General features: G+C 56.9%; 20 protein-coding genes. 13 read left to right on the forward strand and 7 right to left on the reverse strand.

Annotated features, from left to right (window positions below; all coding sequences use genetic code 11):
- The first annotated feature begins 133 nt into the window (after positions 1 to 133).
- Complete coding sequence (locus tag FGO67_RS06240) at positions 134 to 925, forward strand: substrate-binding periplasmic protein (protein WP_203299800.1); 792 nt, start codon at positions 134 to 136, stop codon at positions 923 to 925.
- A gap of 76 nt (positions 926 to 1,001) precedes the next feature.
- On the opposite strand, the gene FGO67_RS06245 is transcribed toward FGO67_RS06240, so the two are convergent.
- Entirely contained in the window at positions 1,002 to 1,208 is a 207-nt protein-coding gene (locus FGO67_RS06245; RefSeq protein WP_012136625.1) for a cold-shock protein, read from the reverse strand.
- 305 nt (positions 1,209 to 1,513) lie between these two features.
- On the opposite strand from FGO67_RS06245, the gene FGO67_RS06250 reads away from it, so the two are divergent.
- The 3 genes from FGO67_RS06250 to bcp are packed head-to-tail and all read left to right on the forward strand — an operon-like array spanning position 1,514 to position 3,564.
- Complete coding sequence (locus FGO67_RS06250) at positions 1,514 to 1,996, forward strand: FKBP-type peptidyl-prolyl cis-trans isomerase (protein ID WP_203299801.1); 483 nt, start codon at positions 1,514 to 1,516, stop codon at positions 1,994 to 1,996.
- A gap of 27 nt (positions 1,997 to 2,023) precedes the next feature.
- Positions 2,024 to 3,064, forward strand: coding sequence for a sodium:calcium antiporter (locus tag FGO67_RS06255; protein WP_203299802.1), 1,041 nt, complete (start codon positions 2,024 to 2,026; stop codon positions 3,062 to 3,064).
- A 41-nt stretch (positions 3,065 to 3,105) separates the two neighbouring features.
- Positions 3,106 to 3,564 (forward strand): thioredoxin-dependent thiol peroxidase, encoded by a 459-nt coding sequence (gene bcp / locus FGO67_RS06260; protein WP_203299803.1) that lies wholly within the window; start codon positions 3,106 to 3,108, stop codon positions 3,562 to 3,564.
- 62 nt (positions 3,565 to 3,626) lie between these two features.
- Here bcp and FGO67_RS06265 read toward each other — a convergent pair whose 3' ends face one another.
- A complete protein-coding gene (locus FGO67_RS06265) occupies positions 3,627 to 3,920 on the reverse strand; it encodes a hypothetical protein (RefSeq protein ID WP_203299804.1) in 294 nt (97 codons plus the stop codon).
- A gap of 295 nt (positions 3,921 to 4,215) precedes the next feature.
- Between FGO67_RS06265 and FGO67_RS06270 the strand changes: the two genes are divergently transcribed.
- The 5 genes from FGO67_RS06270 (at position 4,216) to FGO67_RS06290 (ending at position 8,250) form a co-directional block, all read left to right on the forward strand.
- On the forward strand, positions 4,216 to 4,863 hold the full coding sequence (locus tag FGO67_RS06270; protein WP_203299805.1) for a transcriptional regulator: 648 nt from the start codon (positions 4,216 to 4,218) through the stop codon (positions 4,861 to 4,863).
- 523 nt (positions 4,864 to 5,386) lie between these two features.
- Positions 5,387 to 6,874: a type VI secretion system PAAR protein gene (locus FGO67_RS06275; protein WP_203299806.1), complete on the forward strand. Its 1,488-nt coding sequence runs from the start codon at positions 5,387 to 5,389 to the stop codon at positions 6,872 to 6,874.
- Positions 6,867 to 7,262, forward strand: coding sequence for a hypothetical protein (locus tag FGO67_RS06280; protein WP_203299807.1), 396 nt, complete (start codon positions 6,867 to 6,869; stop codon positions 7,260 to 7,262). The genes FGO67_RS06275 and FGO67_RS06280 overlap by 8 nt, the downstream gene beginning before the upstream one ends.
- A 132-nt stretch (positions 7,263 to 7,394) precedes the next feature.
- Complete coding sequence (locus FGO67_RS06285; protein ID WP_203299808.1) at positions 7,395 to 7,844, forward strand: hypothetical protein; 450 nt, start codon at positions 7,395 to 7,397, stop codon at positions 7,842 to 7,844.
- 67 nt (positions 7,845 to 7,911) lie between these two features.
- Entirely contained in the window at positions 7,912 to 8,250 is a 339-nt protein-coding gene (locus FGO67_RS06290; RefSeq protein WP_041339467.1) for a zinc ribbon domain-containing protein YjdM, read from the forward strand.
- Positions 8,251 to 8,322: 72 nt separating this feature from the next.
- On the opposite strand, the gene FGO67_RS06295 is transcribed toward FGO67_RS06290, so the two are convergent.
- The 3 genes from FGO67_RS06295 to lldD form a co-directional block, all read right to left on the reverse strand.
- Positions 8,323 to 9,363, reverse strand: coding sequence for a hypothetical protein (locus FGO67_RS06295; protein WP_238942182.1), 1,041 nt, complete (start codon positions 9,361 to 9,363; stop codon positions 8,323 to 8,325).
- A complete protein-coding gene (locus FGO67_RS06300) occupies positions 9,363 to 11,867 on the reverse strand; it encodes a galactose oxidase early set domain-containing protein (RefSeq protein WP_203299809.1) in 2,505 nt (834 codons plus the stop codon). Before FGO67_RS06300 ends, FGO67_RS06295 begins: the two co-directional genes overlap by 1 nt.
- Before the next feature lie 468 nt (positions 11,868 to 12,335).
- Complete coding sequence (lldD, locus tag FGO67_RS06305) at positions 12,336 to 13,472, reverse strand: FMN-dependent L-lactate dehydrogenase LldD (RefSeq protein WP_203299810.1); 1,137 nt, start codon at positions 13,470 to 13,472, stop codon at positions 12,336 to 12,338.
- 214 nt (positions 13,473 to 13,686) lie between these two features.
- On the opposite strand from lldD, the gene FGO67_RS06310 reads away from it, so the two are divergent.
- From FGO67_RS06310 to FGO67_RS06325, 4 genes are all read left to right on the forward strand, one after another.
- Positions 13,687 to 14,463 (forward strand): GntR family transcriptional regulator, encoded by a 777-nt coding sequence (locus FGO67_RS06310; protein WP_203299811.1) that lies wholly within the window; start codon positions 13,687 to 13,689, stop codon positions 14,461 to 14,463.
- A 10-nt stretch (positions 14,464 to 14,473) separates the two neighbouring features.
- Entirely contained in the window at positions 14,474 to 16,249 is a 1,776-nt protein-coding gene (gene radD, locus FGO67_RS06315; RefSeq protein WP_203299812.1) for a DNA repair helicase RadD, read from the forward strand.
- Between the two features lie 165 nt (positions 16,250 to 16,414).
- On the forward strand, positions 16,415 to 16,573 hold the full coding sequence (locus tag FGO67_RS06320; RefSeq protein WP_169745956.1) for a hypothetical protein: 159 nt from the start codon (positions 16,415 to 16,417) through the stop codon (positions 16,571 to 16,573).
- 103 nt (positions 16,574 to 16,676) lie between these two features.
- Entirely contained in the window at positions 16,677 to 17,507 is an 831-nt protein-coding gene (locus FGO67_RS06325) for a substrate-binding periplasmic protein (protein ID WP_203299813.1), read from the forward strand.
- A gap of 17 nt (positions 17,508 to 17,524) precedes the next feature.
- On the opposite strand, the gene FGO67_RS06330 is transcribed toward FGO67_RS06325, so the two are convergent.
- Both FGO67_RS06330 and FGO67_RS06335 read right to left on the reverse strand, forming a co-directional pair.
- Complete coding sequence (locus FGO67_RS06330) at positions 17,525 to 20,110, reverse strand: ABC transporter permease (RefSeq protein ID WP_238942183.1); 2,586 nt, start codon at positions 20,108 to 20,110, stop codon at positions 17,525 to 17,527.
- Positions 20,100 to 20,771: an ATP-binding cassette domain-containing protein gene (locus FGO67_RS06335; RefSeq protein WP_203299814.1), complete on the reverse strand. Its 672-nt coding sequence runs from the start codon at positions 20,769 to 20,771 to the stop codon at positions 20,100 to 20,102. The genes FGO67_RS06330 and FGO67_RS06335 overlap by 11 nt, the downstream gene beginning before the upstream one ends.
- Positions 20,772 to 20,779 lie beyond the last annotated feature (8 nt).

Consider the following 20,779-nt stretch of genomic DNA (forward strand, 5'->3'; position numbering starts at 1 on the left):
TATTGCCTGTGGGAAAACGGCGGAAAACCTGTTTCTCTGATGGACATAACACCATAGAATTGATTCACCGAATCAACGGGTTGTTCACCTGGGCCCCAGGTAACCATCTCAGAGCCCCCCATAGGTATCCTTTGTGAATAGGCATTTTTTGAACGGAATGGCGGCGCCGTTGCAGATCGCGCTCCTGATTGCAGTACTTGCTTTGCCCGGTGTTTCGCAAGGCAGCACCACACTGACTTTCGCGTTCAGCGAAAAATCAGCGCCGTACAGTTCGTTGCTTGACGGGAAGGCCGTCGGGCTGTTCCCGGATGTGGTGCAACTGGCCTTCAGTTTTATTCCCGACTACACCGCGGCAAGTTTGGTGACGCCCTGGGCGAGAGCGCAATACAACGTCAGACATGGCATCAACGATGGCTTCATGACCTACCCGTCGGAAAGCCGACAGGATTACGCAGTTTTTTCAGCGGAACCGCTCTTCACGCAGGACTTTGGTCATTTGGTGTACTCTGCTGATAACCCGAATATCGATGTGATCGAATCTGCAACCAGCTTTGCTGACTTGTCCGGTCTGAGGGTGATCGTCGAAAGTGGGTCCAAGTGGGAAGATAACAATATTCCCGGCTATCTGGAGCGTGTGCCGGGCCAGCACCTGGATGCGATGATGCATCTTCTGATGCTGCGTAAGGCCGGGGATTTTTTGGTTCAGCCAGCGGAAGACGCTCGACTCATTGCTCGGCAACTTGGCTATTCGCAGAAGCTGAAAGTTCGCAAGGTAGATTTTATCCCAAACTCCCAGATCCCTTTTCACATTGGCGTCTCGCGAAAGCTTCCAAATGCTAAAGAGGTGATCAATCAAATCGATGCGGTCATGCAGAGCCCCGAATTCCAGTCTCAATCGAGCACCCTGATGGAAGGGTATCGATAACACGACAATTCGGTTCTGATTACCAACAAAAAAGGCAGCCCAAGGCTGCCTTTTTTCATCACGTATCGGCTGTTATTTACAGGCCGATAACGTTCTCTGCCTGCGGGCCTTTTTGGCCTTCGGTCACGCTGAATTCCACTTCCTGACCTTCGGCCAGAGTTTTGAAGCCACTACCCTGAATAGAGCTGTAGTGAACAAAGACGTCTGCGCCGCCTTCACGAGTGATAAAACCAAAACCTTTTGCTTCGTTGAAGAACTTAACGTTACCGGTAATTGTAGACATAAATAGCTATCCTGAAATTAATCAATAAAGTGCCGCCAAAGGATCGTTGTGATCTTTGGTCAACGATGCGCGGGAAATAAAAAACGTGCGGGATCAAAAACAGGACAAAAGGTGTGGTAACACAAGAGGTCTTATTCGTGAAATGCTTTGCTAAATCTTTCCAACGACGAAGACGGTACGCTAATTAAGCGGCCCTGCATAGCAAAGCTTCGAATATAAGGAAAATACTTATGTCATGCTTCCTCCCTGCAGTCAGCACCACAGCTGGCTATAATGGCGCACCATTTACCGTCGCAGAGAATCCTATGCCAATCGAAAAGAATCAGGTGGTCTTGTTCCACTACAGCGTCCGCGATGAACAGGGCAACGAAGTTGAAAACTCCCGCGGTGGCGAGCCGAACGCCTATCTGCACGGCCACGGCGGCATTATCCAGGGCCTGGAAGAGGCCTTGGAAGGGCGCGAGCCCGGCGATACCTTCAGCGTTACCGTCGGCCCGGAGAAAGCCTATGGGCCGCGTAAAGCCGATGCCATTCAGCGAGTCCCGATCAAGCATTTGATGGGCGCCAAGCGCTGGAAGGCGGGCATGATCGCCCAGGTGAAAACTGAGCAGGGCCCGCGCCATGTGCTCGTTGCCAAGGTCGGCCACAAGTTCGCCGATGTCGACACCAACCACCCGATGGCCGGCAAAACCCTGACCTTCGATATCGAAGTCATCGAAGTCCGCGCCGCCGACCCGGAAGAGCTGGCGCACGGCCACGTGCACGGCCCGGGTGGACACCATCACTAACGCATTAGAGCGAGCCTAGGGAGGGCGATGGTGTCGATTGTGGATCCGGACAGCTGGACGCTGTTACAGAGTATTGTGGTGTTCGGTATCTGTGCCTTGGTGATTGCGATCGCGGGCACTCGCATCACCCGCGTGGTTGACCAGCTAGCCGACAGGACCGGGCTGGGTGAGGCGACAGCGGGAGCCGTGCTTCTGGGGGCAGCGACCTCCCTGAGTGGTTCAGTGCTCTCGGTAACAGCAGCCTACCGGGGGCACCCGGAGTTGGCTGTCAGTAATGCCCTTGGGGGCATCGCGGTGCAGACCTTTTTCCTGGCCATTGCCGACATGGTCTATCGCCGTGCGAACCTGGAACACGCGGCAGCCTCAGCCCCCAACATGATGCAGAACGGACTGCTGATCGCGCTTCTGGCGTTGATCCTTCTGGCTCCGAACTTGCCGGATGTGACCGTCTGGGGTATCCACCCGGTTACCCCGATACTGCTTGGCTTCTATTTCTACGGCACCCGGCTCATCCAGAGTGCTGGCAAAGACCCCATGTGGCGCCCCTCCATTACCGGTGAGACACGGCAGGATGAGCCGGAGAGCGAGAGCCAGCTGCCATCGTTGAGCCGTCTCTGGACAGAATTCGCGCTGCTGATGGCAACGCTTGGAGCGGCTGGCCTGGTACTCGAGCCCGCCGCCACGACAATCAGCTCGGAAGCCGGGTTGAGCCAGACAATTGTCGGTGTTCTTCTGACAGCGGTCAGTACGTCCATTCCGGAGCTGGTTACCTCAGTTGCCGCGGTAAGGCGGGGTGCGCTCACACTCGCGGTGGCAGGTATCATCGGCGGGAATGCTTTTGATACGCTTTTCATGGCTGCCTCGGACATCGCCTACCGGGATGGCTCGATTTACCACACGATGACGGCCGACTCGGAACGCTGGGTGGCACTGACCCTGCTGATGGCGGCCATCCTTATCATGGGGTTGATACGTCGGGAACGCTATGGCGTCGGACGAATCGGAGCAGAGAGCCTGGCAATCATGGTGCTCTACGGGCTTGGTGTGGTGTTGATGTTCACTGGCTGATTTGGGCGTTCAGCTGCAATTCTTTGAGGAGTAAAACTGCGATGAGCTGGGAAGGCAAAACTGCACCCGATTTCACACTGCAAGACCAGGCAGGCAAAGAACACACGCTGTCGGATTATCAGGGACAGAAGGTGTTGCTCTACTTTTACCCGCGTGATGCCACGCCGGGTTGTACCACGGAAGCCCAGCAGTTTCGGGATCGCTTGGAGGAGCTCAAGAGTCACGGAGTGCAGGTATTGGTGGGTGTAAGCCGGGACACGGTCAAGTCACACGAAAAGTTCGCCCTGAAAGAGTCGCTGAATTTCCCGATTCTGGCAGACCCTGAAGAAGTGGTGGTGAACCAGTACGAAGTGCTCAAGCAGAAGAATATGTACGGCAAACAGGTGATGTCCGTTAACCGGGAGTCCTTCTTGATTGATGAAAAAGGCGTGGTTGTGCGCCATTACGGCAAGGTAAAACCCGCCGAGCATGTGCAGGAAATTCTGGATGACCTAGCGTAGCGACCGCCCTCTGCACGTGGCCAAAGCCGGCCACGTGCATGCCAGGCTCAGCTCCGATCAAGTCACTCCTCTTCGCTCATAGACGACGATTCCATCTCATCCTTTTTCTTCATGCCTGACTGGACGCTCTTTTCCGAATCATCCAGGCCCGTTGTATCGGCTTTATTGTATTTGGACTTTTTGGCCTCTTGGTAAAGCTCAGAATCCTGCTTCCCGGGTTTGGCGTGGTTATCCATATCCTGTTCGCCCAGATCTTTATTCTCACTGCCGTGATGGGAGGCGAGCAGAGTGGTTGAACCCAAGGCTATAGCGGGTGTGATCAGGGCATAAAACGCGAGTGCATGTAGCTTTTTCATATTGTTCTCCTTCGGATACGATGTCTCGATTGTTTATTACGCTAGGCTGAGGACATTATGCCTATGATCAATTCTCTTCGAGTGGAATAACTGAGCTTAGACCAAACCATGAACATCGGCGTTATCGCAGACACCCACAGCAAAATGCGTCCCGAAGCCCTTGAGGTATTGAAAGGCTCGGAGCTGATCTTGCACGCCGGTTTGATCAGGCTGACGCTAGTCGAACTTGCGGTTCCATGATACCCATTTCGGGTATATTGTTACCCAAAATGGGTTTTGATAAGGCCTCATCAATATGACTGAAGTTACAACGTTAAATCGCACTGGCTTGGCGAATGCCCTGTTCTCAGCCACTCGGCAAAAGGTCTTGCGCTTGTTCTTCACACGACAGGGTAGGGACTTTTCGATTAAAGAGCTTATTGAGGCGGCCGAAGCAGGTTCGGGTGCTGTGCAGCGAGAGCTTCTGCGTCTGGTTGATAGCGGGTTGGTACAAGTCAACCTTCAGGGGCGGCAGAAGCGGTATAAAGCCAATCCGGACTCACCGGTTTATCCTGAGCTGTTTTCTCTTGTTACCAAGCTTCTCGGCCCGGAACAGCAGGTTGAAGACGCTCTCCGGCCAATTCGCCATAAAATTGATCTGGCCTTGATTTATGGTTCTGTCGCCAAAAGAACCGAGCATGCCGATAGCGATATTGACCTGATGTTGGTGTCAGATACTCTTACCCTGGAAGAAGTCTTTGAAGTGTTGGGGCCGGCAGAGAGCAATCTTTCGCGGACCATCAACCCAACCCTCTACAACAGCAATGAGTTTAAAAAACGTCGAGCCAATGAAAACCCTTTTTTGAAGAAAGTCCTGGAAGGACAGTACATATTGCTGAAAGGAAGCATCAATGAATCAAGAAGCACTGGAGAACCTGGTTCGGATACACAAACTCCACCATGAGGCGGCGGACTCGAACGAGGTCCAAGGACTCATTCAGTCTGGTAACGTTCGATTGAAGGATGCAGGCCTTGAAGCGCTAAGCCTGGAAAGCCGCTTCGATTTGTCTTACAACGCTGCGCACGCGCTTTCTTTGGCGGCACTTCGACACTCTGGCTATCGATCTGACAACCGATATTTGGTATTTCAGTGCTTGCAGCACACGCTTGATTTGTCTCCAGCTAAATGGAGGGTTCTTGATCAGGCCCACCGAAAGCGGAATCTGGCGGAATCTGGCGGAATATGAGGGCGAAATCGAGGTAGACGAGGCCTTGGTGACAAGTCTCATGGAAATAACAGAAGAAATCAGGCGGGCTGTGGTTGCGCTGACAGCTGGGTAGATCTTTGTAATGCCCTAATGCACAACTGCTAACTGGAGTGCTTAGATAATATTGGCTAGCGTGACGCATTCGGTAGCCATTGAAAGCAACCTGCTGCAAGATTGCGAACTCCCCTTCAAGGATCGAAGGAGCAACGGAGCAAAGGAATGACAAAGAGCATCGTATTATTGGGCGACCTAGGCACGGACCATGCCGGTTTCCCCCCAACACCGGTGATTGCCGGTTCCCCTGATGTATTGATCGACGGCAAACCCGTCGCCCGCGTTGGCGACCCCCTCGCGCCTCACACTAAGCCAAAGCATCCGACGCATTCCCGTACCATCGCTGCCGGTTCGTCCACGGTTCTGATCAACGGCATCCCCGCTGCCGTAACCGGCGGCGCGATTTCATGCGGCGGTGTCACCATCGGCAGTGGCAGCGTGGTCATTGGTGACACTCATTCGCCAGCCACGTTCACCGGTAATTCTCCGAGTCCGGCAAAGCCAGCTACACGGGCGAAAGCCTCCTTTGCGCGTGCTACTGATAGCAAAGCCCCGGAGCAGGTGCGTGCCGAGATGCCCAGCGGGCTAGTCGGAGATGGCGGCAGTGGCGTTGCAGCAAGCTCGGCTGTGCCAGGCTTGTTCGGTGGGAATTCCAGTAAACAAACCCAGAGCGTCAGCGTGGAGCCTGGTTTCCACGTAGCCCAACGCCCAATGAGCCGAAATGCCCTGTTGGCCTCGCTCTATGGTGACGCCTCGGCAAAGCCCGACAGCTTTGATCGATTGAATCCTGGCTTAGGCGACACGGTGCTGCCCGGTGAGATGATCGTTTTGGGTGACCCTGAAGCAACGGAATGCAGCGTTGAGGAAGCAGACCTGATGGCGGTGGCTGAGCAGGTGAATGCCCAGGTGCGGTCGCTCGACGAAGACGAAGCACTGTTTCTAATCAAGAACTACGACCTTCTGGAGGTCATCACCTCAACGAGTTCTGCCGGAGTTGGCGCTGGTTCAGTGATGGTTGGCAAGCAGCTTGATCACATCAAGCAAGTGTTGGTGGAGGTGGAGCGCCTGCATCAGGACAGCTACCGCAAGCATGGGCATCTCAATCATCAGGATTTCTTCGAGAAACGCCGGGCGCTGTTCAAGAAACTGGATTTTGCGTTGGGGAGTTTGGCCAAGCGTGGTATGTCATTGGACGATGATGCCAAGCTGAAGCGCGGGTTGGGGCTGTCGTCAAAAAGTATTGTTAGTCACTGGAAGAAGGCGGGCGTTGGAAGTATTCCCGGGTACGCGACGCACTACGGAAGATTGGCGACTGGGGCAAAGCAAGTGACAAGGATGGGTTATGCCGGGATTGCTCTGGACTCCTTCGCCTCTGGACGCAGTATTTATAAGGCGTGTACCGAGGGCAGTGATAAAGAGTGTGAGGTGGTGTCTTATCGGGAAGGTGGGAGGCTGACTGGTTCCGTGGGTGGCGGTACTATTGGCGCGGCTGCTTCGGGTGTGTGTGTTGCATTTGCAGTTACTTCTGTAGGAATCGGTGGTGTGGCCTGTGCAATTATCCTCAGTGGTTTTGGAGCGGCTGCAGGAGGCTATTCCGGCGGAGCAGCTGGCGAGGTTGTTGGTGAAAAGCTCAGGGAAATCATTCATGAATGAGGCGAGATTGACAGAGGTGGCGGCGATCATAGGAGCTACCTCCCTTGGGGTTGGCCTCATCCTGTTATTCCTCATGGTCACTCTTTTTTTCCGAAAAACTGTGGAGGTGGAGCGCCGCATTGCCACCCCTGGCAAACAATTAGACGGCATTCGGCTCGTCTGGGGTAATGGCCCTATCGGTCGCTGGATGAGGGTGATCCATGTGTACGCTTTCTTTGTTTTCCGCAACCTCCCTCGTATCGGATCGCGCATTGAGGCCAGAATGGGTGACGAACAAGAACCCCTGCCACTTTCTCTTAAGCTTTGGGTATTAGTGCCATTCACGGTGTACGCGTTTTTAATGTTCCTGTTTTTTCTTTCAGGTTGGTATCTTGAAACGTTCGACTAGCCAATACACGGGTCGTAAAAGCGGAGCATTGGTCATCAAAGGCCGAAAGAACCCTAGTTCCTGTTTTCTCGATCCGCTCTTGTGCCGAAGTGGCATAATTCAGCCCCCCACCACCGTCAACGGAGCGAGTTCATGTCTCTGGCTGAGAAAATCTGCCTTTCTGCGGCTTTTTTGTTTTTCATGACAGGGCTGATCACCGGCATCTGGAAGTATCGGCACATGGCACGCAGCGAAAACGCCACCGCGCCGGTGTATGTGGATATCGCTCACCGCAGTTCATTGCTTTATAGCTTTGCGGCGTTGCTGCTGACGGCGTTCAGCGCCCACAGCGTGTTCGCGGGTTGGGTGAATACTATCGCAGCGCTGGCTGCACTGGTGTTCTTCGCTCTTGCGATTGCCACCTACGTTATCCATGGCCTGCTGCAGGACACCGACAACCAATTGCGTCGTCCCCACCGTTTGGGCAAGCGGCTGCTTCCAGCCTGGGTGACCGGATTGTTCATGACGTTGCTGATCGCCGGGGAAGTGGGCGGTGCGCTTGTATTAGGCACAGGTGCGATGCTGGGGGTATGGAGCAGTTAGAGCGAAGCAAGGCTTGGGCAGGCTTTCTGGTATCATGCGCGTTTAAACGTCCTCACAGGAAAGCGTCATGTCTCAACTTCCGCCGTGCCCCCAATGCGGTTCTGAATACACCTACGAAGATGGCGAACAGATGGTGTGTCCCGAGTGCGCCCACGAGTGGAATAAAACTGAGACGGCCGCCGCAGAAGCCGCGAGCCTGATTCGCGATGCTAACGGCAACGAGCTTCAGGACGGTGACACCGTTACCGTAATCAAGGATCTGAAAGTCAAAGGGTCCAGTTCCGTGGTCAAGGTCGGCACCAAGGTAAAGAACATTCGCCTGGTAGACGGCGACCACGACATTGATTGCAAGATCGATGGTATCGGCGCCATGAAGTTGAAGTCGGAGTTTGTAAAAAAGGTTTGAAGAGACCTGTTCCAGGCATCTCTCCAATTATCTTTTCACTGCGAGCCTAGACACACGATCGCTGGCAAGGGGTCAGAGCCCCTTGTCAGCAACCTGTTTAATGGGGAGCCATTCGGTCTCGCCCTCGATACGACTTTTTGTGTCTCCAATTTTAATGGGGATTTGCCAGCGCTTGATTACGCCGGGCTCGGACGGGTTTTTCACCCGGTCGGAATAGCCTGCCCGCGGCTCGATCCAGCCGTAACTCTTGCCGCCTGACACCTGTGCCCAGCTTGCTTTCGCTGCGCCGTTGTTTTCGACAAACGAAGGAGCTCCGGCTGGGGCAACGCTGGCCCAGGTTTGGCTGTGGCGGTTCACGTCCACACCCTGTTGCGAGAAACGCAGGAAGGGCTCGCCTTGCTCGCCCATCAGGGTGAGCGGCGACTCGCCGTTATAGGACAGGAACAGGCCCGGGCGGGAGCTGCCGGGCATGGCGCGCACCAAAGCCTGGCCTTTCAATGCGCCGAGATCGGCCACTTTTGCCTGGATGATGCCTGCGGCATTGGGGCGATACTCGAAATGGCCGGAGATCACGCTTTCCGTATCTCCAAGCCTTACGGGAATCGACCATGCTCCAATGGATGCGGGTTCACCGCCGTCGACCACCTGGTGCGGGATATTAACTCCGTCGGTACGCAGCCGAAGATCGAACCAACCCCAGTTGGGGCTGGATTCAACTACGGCCCAGCGCGGGTTTTCAGACGCTTCTGCGGGAATCGCGCCGGGTGCCATGATGGTGTTGGTGCGGTGGAATTCAGCAGCGCCCAGATCGCCCTCGGCCTTGTCAGGGCCAATGCGCAAAAAGGGTCTGCCGTTTTCATCCTCTACAATCAGCATTTTGTCGGTTGGGTTGCCCACGAGTAGCTGCGGCGCGAGGGTTCGGCGTAATTGCACGCGCAGTTCCGACAGTTCCGGAGGTAATTGATCGAGTACCGCATGAACGCTGCCTTTTTCATCGCCAGAGCTTTCGCCATGACCATGAGCAAAGACTGTCCATAGCAAGGTGAGGGCAGTGGTTACCAGGACGACGTAGCGCCGGCCCCGAAGGGGCCGGCTAAGGTTAAGGCAACGCATTACTGGCCGTCGACTTGATTGGTGAAGTCAACCAGCAGGTTCTCCGTCACGCCCGGAATGCTGGCGATAGTGTCTCCAAGGACTGATGTGCCGCCTTCAACCGCAACACCAAGCTCGTTCAGCAGTTGTGGTGAGCCGTCCCGAAGCTGCCCCAGAGTCGGCACGGCGCTGGTGGCACCTGAACCCAGATCGAAGATCGGATCCAGTAGCGATCCGCCATTGTTGCCACTGTTCAGCAGGCCGCCGACCAGGCCACCAATCAAGCCGCTATCGTCGCCATCTCTTTCAGGAGCCGGCTCAAGCTGAGTGACAAGCGGGCTGCCTGAATCGCTGGGATTGGCAATTACGCTGACCGGTGTAGACGTCGAGGGCAAGCGCATACCATCTTCGGCTTCATAGCTGACAAACAGCATGTATTGTCCCGCCGGAAGCACCGCACGGTTGCCCGTCATCTTCACTCTTACCTTGTTGTTTCTGCGATCGACGATCGGCAGTTCAACGGCGCGTTGGTCGCCGTCAATGAGGTGAGTGGTTGCCTTGCGGCGGATGAGCATAACCTGGTCGATGTCTGACCGGTCTGTGCGGATGTCGAAAACACCGCCATTGGTCAGCAGCGCGACAGGCGCTTTCTCAATCACCGGACGATCGCCACGGGTTGCGTACGGGGGCGTGTAGATCTCGAATGACGGATCGCGCCCGGCATAGTCGGCAAAGCCCAACTCGTCGAGATTGATGAATGACGCGTAGGCGGTGTTGATAGGCGAGTGGCCGCCGATCAGCACACGTCCATCCGGCATCAGCACGGCGGTGTTGTGATAGGTGCGTTCACGGTTTGCTGAGGCCATTGGCTTCCAGGTTTCGGTTTCAATGTCGAAACGCTCGGATTGAATGATTGCGCCTTCCAGGCCGGTTACGGCCACACCATCACGCGTGCCACCAGAAAAGACCATAACGCTGTTGTCCGGCATCATGACGCCTGAGCCGTACCAGCGCGGCTGGTTGAGCGAACCCGTCAAGCGCGACTCATACGCCATGTCGTCACCGTTTGTGGCAACGGTATCGATGCGCGACGATGAGACCGGCAGATAGCCGCCCGGGCTGCCGGCTGCAACATAGGTTGGTACGCCGCCTGCAGTCAGGAATTCAGAGGTGTGGTAACCACCGTTCGCGTCCGGGCGCAGCGGAAGCTGGATCGAGAAGGTCGAGCCGCGCATCCCGGCGCCGATGGCGCGCTCAAGTGAGCGATCATCAACGGGGGTTTCGAGCAGTTGCCCGATGGCCGCGGTCGGATCGCTGAGGGTCTGACCAACCAGGTCGCCCAAAAGGTTCTGCACCTGTTCCGGATCCATATTCGTGGGGTTCAGAGTTGTGCTCAGCTCTGAAAGGCCCAGTTCGTTTACGCGAAGTGGCAGGCCGGCATAGCCCAGATCCGTCCACCGTTTGGTTTCAGGGTTATAGGTTCCGACGATGTTCCACAGTGCCTGATCGTAGGCCTGGCCGAATGGGTTAAAGGCTTGGCCGCCGGCGTTGTAATAAACATGGCCGTTAGGTAGCAAGTGCATCCGTGGGAAAAGTGGAAGCGAGCGTTGCGCCGCTGAACCGTTGTTGGTCCAGGTGCCGTTTTCGATGTCGTAAGTTTCAGTCTGTGCCACGTTGCGACCAGACTGAAGCGGGTCTTCCGGGTAAACCGGCTTGAGCAGCTTGGTGACACCACTGGCGACAAAAATGTCGCTGTTGGCCAGGCTTACCAGGCTCGGGTACCAGCGACCAAATTCCATGTCGCCACTCTGGGACCAGGTGTTGGTCGCAGGGTCGAAAATGCGAGAGGCTTTAAGGCCTTCGAGTTCTACAACACCCACAGGCAGGCCATCAATGCCCGGCTCGGAGTAGTAGTCGGTACCGCCTACGGCCATCATTCTGCCATCCGGAAGAAACACCACGTCCGCGCAGAAAAGCGCGCCGTCGTTGATGTCGGTATTGTCAGCGGTGTCCAGCAGACCACCGGTCAGTGTGGTGCTGTCGTTTCCGTCGGGGTTGGCGCCGCCGTCAATGGGGGAGGGCTTTACCCAGCTGGCCTGATCGTTGCCATCCAGAGTCATAACGCGGGACTGGTCGTTGACAGAGACCTCGCCGAACTGGGCGATAACTGCCAGCTCTGCGTTCTCTGTTCCTTCCAGTGCATTCAGGTAAAGGAAGCGGCCGTCGCCAAGCACGGCAATGGTGCCTGCTGCCGGTTTGCATTGAAGGCTTCCGCTGGCATCCACAATGCACCGGTCACTTGTCGCAATCTGGGTGCCATCCACCTGAATGGTGGGCTCTGCAAAAGGATCGCTGAAGAAGCCAACGTTGCCGCTGGTTTCAGATGGCCGTCCATCGCCGGCACTGCTGCCGTCACCTCCCAGTAAACCGCCTAGAAGTCCGGCATGGGCCGGCATTGTTCCTGCGATGACAAGTGTGATTGCCGATGTTAAAGCTGCTCTCTTATAAGTTTTGTTGAGTCGCATACTGCTTGCTCCAGGCAGAGGCCGTTTTTGACGGTTCCGCCTTTTTGTTGTGTTTGTCGTTACGCTGACTAGCCGTAACGCCCAACTCGACTACGGATCACGATGCTGAAAAGTTGCACAGCCATGATCTTTTTTGCATTTATTTTAAATACCCCGCGGTCATGGGTATGGCTCCATGACCGCGCATCGTTTTGAGATGCTCGGACAGGGTGCCCGGCCTCGTAAGTGAAGATCAAACCTGCTGTCCAATACTGGCCCAAATTGAATGTCGCTTTCGTGGACTGATCAGGCCGTCAGTTGAGCCGCCAAAAGGCGGGGTGGGTGGCGGCCTCCAGTGAGGAGGAACGAGGTTTCTATGGCGGATTAGTATTGGTTGGGGACGTGGGCGGGGCGCTCGTGCTGGGAACGGGTGCGATGCTGGGGATCTGGGGCAGTTAGGGCGGAGCTCTTGGCTCCGCCCGACTGTTGTTATTCGCGCACGAGCAGGTCGGCGTTGATTTCGCTGATCGACTTGGCGCCTGTGAGTACCATGGCAACGCGCATTTCCTTCTCGATCAGATCCAGCAGGTTGCTGACACCGGCCTGGCCGTCGACCGCCAGAGCGTATATAAAGGCGCGGCCTAGCAAGGTGCAGTCGGCACCCAGCGCCAGCATGCGCACCACATCAAGGCCGTTGCGGATGCCGGAATCCACCAGGATTTTCAGGTCGCCTTTGACCGCATCGGCAATGGCCGGTAACGCGCGGGCGCTGGACGGAACGCCGTCGAGCTGACGACCGCCGTGGTTCGACACCACGATGCCGTCGGCCCCGAAGCGAACGGCATCGCGGGCATCTTCCGCATCCAGAATGCCCTTAATGACCATCGGACCATCCCAGAACTCGCGAATCCACTCCAGATCTTTCCAGGAGATGGACGGATCGAAGTTGTTGCCCAGCCAGCCTATGTAATCTTCCAGGCCGGTGGTTTTGCCGCGATAGGTGGAGATGTTTCCCAGATCGTGCGGCTTGCCGCGCAGACCCACGTCATAGGCCCAGCGCGGGTGCATCATCGACTGCAGGTAACGGCGCATGGCCGCATTGGGGCCGCTCATGCCGGAGTGCGCGTCCCGGTAGCGGGCGCCGGGGGTCGGCATGTCGACGGTAAACACCAGGGTGGTGACGCCGGCGGCCTTGGCGCGCTCTAGGGCGTTTTTCATGAATCCGCGATCTTTCAATACATAGAGCTGGAACCACATCGGGCGGTTGATTGCCGGCGCAACTTCTTCAATCGGGCAAACTGAAACCGTGGACAGGGTAAAGGGAATGCCTTTTTCATCCGCTGCGCGCGCCGCCTGCACCTCGCCCCGGCGAGCGCACATGCCGGTCAGGCCGACCGGCGCAAGGGCCACCGGCATGCTCAGGGTCTCGTCGAACAGCTTGGTTTCCAGGCTCAGGTCTTCCATGTTTTTAAGCACCCGCTGACGCAGGCCGATGTCAGCCAGGTCCGAGACGTTGCGCTTGAGCGTGTGCTCGGCGTAAGCGCCGCCATCGACATAGTGGAACAGGAAGGGCGGCAGGCGGCGCTGGGCGGCGGCGCGGTAGTCGGTCGAGGCTGAAATGATCAACGCGGATTCCTCATGAGTTCTTGAGCGTGCCATGGTTAGCAGGTGCAAATTGGTATTACCAATTTACAGGGGTTAGTCGAATAGGTTAGAAAAGCATCAATGCTATGTCAAACATCGAAGATGGCGAGTTTAGTTCAGAATCTGATATTTTTATTGATCGAAAGAAAGCCAGTGGTTACCCTTTTTGTAAATTGGTAAGACCAAAGGCTCGGCAATGGAAATAGGGCAGATTCGCCAACACCGACTCTCCGACAACATCGTCGAGGAGCTGGAGACCATGATTCTGGAAGGCACATTGCAGCCGGGTCAGCGTTTGCCGGCCGAGCGTGCGCTGGCGGAGCGGTTCGGCGTGTCGCGGCCGTCGGTACGGGAGGCGGTGCAAAAACTGGTGGCCAGGGGGCTGCTGATCAGCCGTCAGGGTGGCGGTAACTATGTCAGCGACTCGCTGGGTTCGAGCTTCAGTGATCCGCTGCTGGCCCTGATTGAAAGCCGCCCCGAAGCCCAGCATGACTTGCTGGAGTTTCGTCATACCCTGGAAGCCGACTGCGCCTATTACGCTGCCCGGCGCGCCACCGACCTTGACCGCTCCCAGCTGCAGAACGCCTTTGACGAACTGCAGGCCTGCTATGCTCGTGAGGGCAAGGCAACGCGCGCTGAAGAAGGCGCCGCCGATGCGCGGTTTCACTTGGCGATTGCTGAGGCCAGCCACAACTTCGTGCTGCTGCACACCATTCGCGGCCTGTTCGACCTGCTCAAACGAAGTACGGTGACCAATATCGGTGGCATGTATGAGCTGCGCAGCGAGACCCGAGACTCGCTGGTGGCGCAGCACCAGACTTTGTTCGACGCCATCATGGAAGGCCGCGCCGATGATGCCCGGCGCATCGCCGGAGAGCACATCAGTTATGTGCAGGGCATGCTGGAAGAGCGCGAGGAAGAAAGCCGCCGGCTGGCCCGCGCCCAGCGGCGCGAGCGGCCGGGCAGGGGTTGATCACTGCACCATGACTGCTTCGTTTACCTTACGGCCTTACCAGCAGGAAGCGGTTGATGCCACGTTGAGGCATTTCCGGAAATCGGATGATTCGGCCGTTATCGTGCTGCCGACCGGTGCGGGGAAGAGCTTGGTCATAGCCGAGTTGGCCCGGCTCGCCAAACGCAAAATCCTGGTGCTGACCCACGTCAAAGAGCTGGTGGAGCAGAACCACGCCAAATACCAGAGCTATGGGTTAGAGGGCGGCGTCTTCTCCGCCGGGCTGAAACGCAAGGAAAACCGGCATCAGGTGACCTTTGCGAGCGTGCAGTCGGTATCGGCCAACCTGGACCAGTTCCGTGATGAATATTCACTGGTCATCATCGATGAGTGCCATCGGGTCAGTGGAGAGGAGACCAGCCAGTACCAGCGGATTATCGAGCTGCTGCGGCAACAGAATGACGCCCTGAAAGTGCTCGGGCTGACCGCCACGCCTTATCGGTTAGCCATGGGCTGGATCTATCGCTATCACTACCGGGGCTTTATCCGCAACGGAGAGGATAAGCCCTTCCAACACTGCATTTATGAACTGCCCCTCAGCTACATGATCAGTCGCGGGTATCTCACCAAACCCGAGCTGGTGAACGCGGCGGTGGCGCAATACGATTTTTCCGCGCTGTCTCAGGATCGCTTTGGCGAATACGCGGAAAAAGAGGTTAACCAGCTTCTGAGCAAGCATCAGCGGGTGACCCGGGCCATTATTGAGCAGGTGATGGAGCTGGCCGCCGAGCGCCAGGGGGTGATGATCTTTGCGGCCACTGTGGATCATGCGCGCGAGATCACCGGCTATCTGCCGGAACATCAAACCGCCCTGATTACGGGTGCTACCGACCTGAGTGAACGGGATGTGCTGATCCAGCGCTTTAAACAGCGGCAGTTAAAGTATCTGGTGAATGTGTCCGTGCTCACCACGGGCTTTGATGCACCCCACGTCGATTTCATCGCCATTCTTCGGCCTACTCAGTCGGTCAGCCTGTATCAGCAAATCGTGGGCCGTGGCCTTCGCCTGGACGAAGGCAAAGAGGATTGTCTGGTGATTGATTACGCCGGCAACCATGTGAATCTGCATCACCCGGAGGTGGGGGAACCGAAACCGAATCCCGACAGTGAGCCGGTGCAGGTATTCTGCCCGGGCTGTGGTTTTGCCAATATTTTCTGGGGCAAAACAGACAGTGACGGCCGCGTGATCGAGCACTACGGGCGCCGGTGTCAGGGGGGGATGGAGCCTGCGGTAGAGGGTGAGTCTGAGGCGCAAACCAGACGCCCGGAACAGTGCGATTACCGTTTTCGATTCAAGGAGTGCCCACATTGCGGTGGCGAGAATGATATCGCGGCCCGCAAGTGTCACCAGTGTCAGCAAGCCATTATCGACCCGGATGATCAGCTCAAAGATGCCTTGAAACTGAAGGATGCCATGGTGATTCGTTGTGCCGGGATCACGTTAAGTGCTGCTAATAGCAACAGCGAGAGCAAACTGAAGATCACCTATCACGGTGAAGATGGGGAAGAACTCAGCGAATCGTTTGATTTCAGCAAGCCGGCGCAGCGCCATGTGTTTAACAGACTGTTCGGGCGTCGTTTCGCGAACAGCCAGGCGCCGAAGGAGTTCAAAGGGGCTGAAGAGGTGCTTGAGATGCAGGCCCTATTGCCGGCACCGGACTTCGTCATTGCACGCCATCAGAAGCACTACTGGCAGGTGCAGGAGCGGATTTTTGATTATCGGGGCAACTATCGGAAGGCGTATTAAGTGCAAGGCTGATCAACGGTAGGCCTGTACGCCTTTTCTGGCGGAAATCAACCACCTGCTGTCGGCGGGACTGAGGCGGATACTAATTAAACAATTTTATCTTATTTAGGATACTATGGATGCCTGAGGTTGGTGAATAAGCCAGCAAATAACGAGGAGAGCATAATGAGCAAGAAAGCCGAAAAAGCGACATTAACGTCAGCCACCATTGAAGAGCAGACTGCTGCTTTCCTCAAAGCTGGCGGTTCCGTTGAACAGATAGGCAAAGGCGAGAGTGGACAGCTTTCCTACTCTGCGTCAAAGCAGGCAAACCAGAAGAAGTAACAGGCGCAGGTTGATCCAGCCCCGATTTTGAAAGTGCTTAGACTCAACGGTTTGTTCCCTTGAACGGCAACAGAGTGATGAGAGATGAGTGATAGGAACAGCGATGAAAATCGCCGCTAAATCTCTTCTTTGCTCGTTTGGGTTATTGGCGTTTTCTCCTGCGTGGTCAGAAAGCCAGACTGAGAGATCTCTCACAGTCTCGATTGCTGCACCGGCCTATTGGTGTCTTTACGCCTGTAATTCGGCTGGCTCACGTTTGGGATTCACCGTTGATATCGCTCGTGCGGCGCTGGAGTCCGAGGGGGTCAGGGTTGTGTACAAAAACCTGCCCTTCGACCGGGCGCTGTTCGAGACAAAGAGCGGTCGGATCGACGCCGTAATACCTGCGTTCAAGGACGAGGCCCCCAATTTTATCTTTCCCCCATTTGCAGTGTCGTTGACCGAATACTGCTTCTACGTTCCCAAGAACGAATCCCGTCGTTATGAGGGCATGGCTTCACTCAAGAGCATGCATTTTGTGGCCACGTCAGGCTACAGCTACGGCAAAGAAATGGATGCTTACATTTCTGACAATGAGGGTGGGCGCGTAACTCTGATCGGGGGAGATGACGTACCTAATCGCCTCCGAGAGCTGGTGAGACTGGAGCGCGTTGATGCGCTTCTCGATGATCGGCTCCTGTTCGAATCCAGTCGCAATCGCGTAGACCTGGTGAATGCCGGTTGTCTCAACGAACGCCATGCCGGTTACCTGGCACTCTCCCCGAAAAATTCTGACCGATCCTACGCGATTGCCCGGGCGTTCTCGCGCGGCTTTGAGCATATTCGAGAGAGTGGGCAGCTTTGCAAGATTCTGGACAGCTACGGATTAGGCACCGACGTTGTGCCCGGCCTGAACGCCGGGCATTGCCGATCAGATGCTCCAAGTCTGAACTGATCTGGACCCACTTGGTTTTATCCCCCTTCCCGCAATAACACCGCCGGGTTCAGTCGCATGGCCTTCAGTGTGGGTAACAAACCACCGAGCAGCGCCAGTGAGCTGACGATGCCGGCCACCATCGCACCCAGCCACCAGAGATCGCCAGCCGGCAGTTTCAGCGCAAGATCCGCTAGGGGCAGGGCGATTAGTGCCCCAAGTGCGGTGGCGAAGACGGTCGCAAGGAAAGTCAGCAGCCCGGTTTCGAGGAGCATGGATTGCCGAATGGCTTGGTGCCTGGCTCCAAGACAGTGCAACAGGTTGGCTTCGTAGAGTTGCCGCCGGCGGCTCACACTGACCACGCTCGATAGCACCAAAAGGCTTGCCAGTAAGCTGACGGTAGCCACGGCTGCGAGACCCGCCGCGGCCTTGTTGAGCAGGTTGCCGGCGGTTTGCAGCCAGTCGGCGGTGCGCAGGGTGATCACGTTGGGGATGTTCTGGGCCAGCCACTGTTGGGACGTCTTTGCAGCAGGGTCACTTTGATAAGCCGCGCCAACATACCGGCTGATCAGGTTGTCCAGAGCGCCGTCTTGCAGAATGCCTTCGAACCAGAACCGGGTCTGAAGACCTTTCTGTCGGTAGATGGCCCTGATCTCTGCGGTAATCGACTGGCCTTGAGCGGTGAATTGCACCTGATCCCCAGCCGACAATCCCAGCTCGTTAGCTTCCCGATCTTCCATGGCCATGAAGACTGGCGCGCCCTTTGGCGCGGGAGACGTCCACCATTGTCCGGATACCAGTTCCAGGCCTTCCGGGTTGCCGGAAAGGTAGCTGAGCTTGTATTCGTCGCCCATGGCCTCGCGCCTGGCCTGTGAGTCGTTGGCGAGTAGCTCCGCAATGGGTTGCTCGTTGACCTTGGCAAGTCGAGCGCGAACCAGCGGCAGCAGCTCGGTGCTGCTGGAAGCGTCCAGGGAGGTCAGGCCGCGCTCCACCTCTTCCATCTGGTCCGGAAACACGTCATAGAGGATCAGCGCGGGGGATTCGGCCGGTATGGTGGTTTCCAGTGCCCTGAGCAGCGTGGTGACCAGAAGAGTACAGGCAACCACGAGTGTCAGCGCCGTACCCAGGGATAAGAGGGTGGCCCGCAGCGGTGAACCGGGCCGGTGGAGATTCGCCAGGGCCAGCCGGCGGGCAAAGTTGCCGCCGGCAAAGCCGCTGTTCTCCAGTGTTTTTGCGCCATGGCGCAGGCCTTTTATCAGCCCTTCCAGCAGGCCCCACAGTACGATCACCGCTAATAAAAACAGGAGACCCAGCTCGGGGGAAGGTAGCCCCAGGAGTGTGGCGCCGATATACACAGCCAACAGCAGATAGCTGGCGATACGCCATTTGCGTGGCTCATGGCTGGCGGGTTGAACCTGGCCCCTGAACAGACCCGCCGGTGGTGCGGCCAAGGCCTTGGCCAGGGAAGGCAGCGCGAAGACATAAGCGGTCAGCACTGCAAATAGCCAGCTAAGCAGTAGCGGCAGCAGCCAGAGTTGCAGCCAAGAGGATGCGCCCTCCGGTCCCGCCAGTGCAAAGGCATCGCCGGCCACACCGATGGCGACCGCGGCAAGCCCCAAACCTATGGCGCCGCCGATCAGACCCGCCAGACTGCCCATGAGACCAATCTGCAGCAGATAGATGCCCACCAGTGGTCGGCGTCTCAGTCCCAGAGTCTGCAGGGTGGCGATGGTGCCGAGTTTTTCATCCAGGTAAGCGCGAATGCTGTTGGCAACCCCGAGGCCGCCAATAAACAGGGTGGTGAAGGCAATCAGAATCAGCGCGGTGGCGATCTGGTCCAGCCGTTCGGCGATGCGTTCGCTGCGTTCGGCGAAGGTGGTGATGTCCCAGCGGGTGTCAGGGAAGGCCCGTTCGAATTCTTCCAGCCACAGGTCCAGGTCCCGCTCTGTCTGTATCCGGTACTCGTAGTCAACGCGGCTGCCGGGGCGAATTAATTGAGTGGCATCCACCGCCTGCTCGGAGATCATCACGGGTAGGCCGCGCCAGTTGGCATTCAGGCTTCGGTCAGGCTGCTTCTCGATCAGCCCAGTGATGCGGAAGGTGGCGGCACCGATCTGGAGCTCATCTCCGACTGTCTGTTCCAGGCGCTCGGCCAGCAAAGGATCGATAACCGCGCCCCAGAACTCCCCCTGCTTTGCCGTCAAGTCTTCACGGGATTGGTTCGGTGCCAGCTTCAGCTCGCCGTACAGAGGGTAGGCAGCATCTGGAACCAGTATCTCGGCCCGGAAAAAGCCATCGCCCGATTCACTGCTAACGATGGTGTCGAACTCGCGTACCAGCGAGATGCGGCCGGTTTGGCGAATCCATTCGAGTACCTCATTCGGCAGGGGCTCGTTAGTATCCAGTTCAACATCGCCCCCCAGTATGGCCCGGGTGTCGGCCAGCAGGTTCTGCTCGATAACCCGGTACAGGCTGGCGGTGGCCGCCACCAGGGTGACGCCCAGAATCAGGCAAGCCAAAAAGACTTTCAGTGCGGAAATTCGCGAACGCAGATCGGTGATTGCGAATCTCAGCATCCATAGGATACGGGTGGAGGATGCGCTGGTAGAGGCTTTACGCTTCATACAAACGCCCGCCATCCATTCGCACGCGATGCTGGCAGCGTTGAGCAACGCGCTCGTCGTGGGTTACCAGCACCAGGGTGGAGTTGCTCTGCTCGTGCAGATCGAACAGCAAAGACAGCACCTTTTCACCGGTTTCCTGATCCAGGTTGCCGGTGGGCTCATCTCCCAGCAGCAGGCTTGGCTGGTGCACCAGCGCCCGGGCAATGGCCACCCGTTGTTGTTCGCCGCCGGAGAGCTGCTCCGGGTAATGCTGCAGCCGGTGGCTCAGGCCTACAGATTCCAACATCGCCAAGGCTTGTTCCCGGGCCTTCGGCTGGCCGGCGATTTCCAGTGGCAGGCTGACATTGCCGAGTGCAGTCAGCCCCGGCAGCAGGTGGAAGGACTGAAAGATGATGCCGAGATGCTCACTGCGCCAGTCCGCCAGCGTGTTGGAGTCCATCTCACTGAGCCGTTGGTCGCCCACCAGTATTTCACCGCTGGTAGGGCGCTGAAGACCAGACAGCAGCAGTAGCAGGGAGGTTTTGCCACTGCCAGACGGCCCGGTGATCGCCAGTGTGTCGCCCGGCGGCACCGTGAGTGAGGCGTTTTTAAGCACCGATACGGCCCCTGAGTCTGTGGGGTAGCTCAGATTAATGTCGCTGATCTGCACACTGGTGGACACAAAAGCAC

The organism is Marinobacter sediminum, from assembly GCF_016820575.1.
GTDB classification, from domain to species: Bacteria; Pseudomonadota; Gammaproteobacteria; order Pseudomonadales; family Oleiphilaceae; genus Marinobacter; species Marinobacter sediminum.

Coding starts and splice junctions, on each gene's coding strand:
- FGO67_RS06310 (WP_203299811.1), top strand. CDS start 13,687: ATGGAAATAGGGCAGATTCGCCAACACCGACTCTCCGACAACATCGTC.
- FGO67_RS06250 (WP_203299801.1), top strand. CDS start 1,514: ATGCCAATCGAAAAGAATCAGGTGGTCTTGTTCCACTACAGCGTCCGC.
- FGO67_RS06330 (WP_238942183.1), bottom strand. CDS start 20,110: ATGAAGCGTAAAGCCTCTACCAGCGCATCCTCCACCCGTATCCTATGG.
- FGO67_RS06270 (WP_203299805.1), top strand. CDS start 4,216: ATGACTGAAGTTACAACGTTAAATCGCACTGGCTTGGCGAATGCCCTG.
- FGO67_RS06285 (WP_203299808.1), top strand. CDS start 7,395: ATGTCTCTGGCTGAGAAAATCTGCCTTTCTGCGGCTTTTTTGTTTTTC.
- FGO67_RS06290 (WP_041339467.1), top strand. CDS start 7,912: ATGTCTCAACTTCCGCCGTGCCCCCAATGCGGTTCTGAATACACCTAC.
- FGO67_RS06325 (WP_203299813.1), top strand. CDS start 16,677: ATGAAAATCGCCGCTAAATCTCTTCTTTGCTCGTTTGGGTTATTGGCG.
- bcp (WP_203299803.1), top strand. CDS start 3,106: ATGAGCTGGGAAGGCAAAACTGCACCCGATTTCACACTGCAAGACCAG.
- FGO67_RS06300 (WP_203299809.1), bottom strand. CDS start 11,867: ATGCGACTCAACAAAACTTATAAGAGAGCAGCTTTAACATCGGCAATC.
- FGO67_RS06295 (WP_238942182.1), bottom strand. CDS start 9,363: ATGCGTTGCCTTAACCTTAGCCGGCCCCTTCGGGGCCGGCGCTACGTC.
- FGO67_RS06245 (WP_012136625.1), bottom strand. CDS start 1,208: ATGTCTACAATTACCGGTAACGTTAAGTTCTTCAACGAAGCAAAAGGT.
- FGO67_RS06265 (WP_203299804.1), bottom strand. CDS start 3,920: ATGAAAAAGCTACATGCACTCGCGTTTTATGCCCTGATCACACCCGCT.
- FGO67_RS06255 (WP_203299802.1), top strand. CDS start 2,024: ATGGTGTCGATTGTGGATCCGGACAGCTGGACGCTGTTACAGAGTATT.
- radD (WP_203299812.1), top strand. CDS start 14,474: ATGACTGCTTCGTTTACCTTACGGCCTTACCAGCAGGAAGCGGTTGAT.
- FGO67_RS06275 (WP_203299806.1), top strand. CDS start 5,387: ATGACAAAGAGCATCGTATTATTGGGCGACCTAGGCACGGACCATGCC.
- FGO67_RS06280 (WP_203299807.1), top strand. CDS start 6,867: ATGAATGAGGCGAGATTGACAGAGGTGGCGGCGATCATAGGAGCTACC.
- FGO67_RS06320 (WP_169745956.1), top strand. CDS start 16,415: ATGAGCAAGAAAGCCGAAAAAGCGACATTAACGTCAGCCACCATTGAA.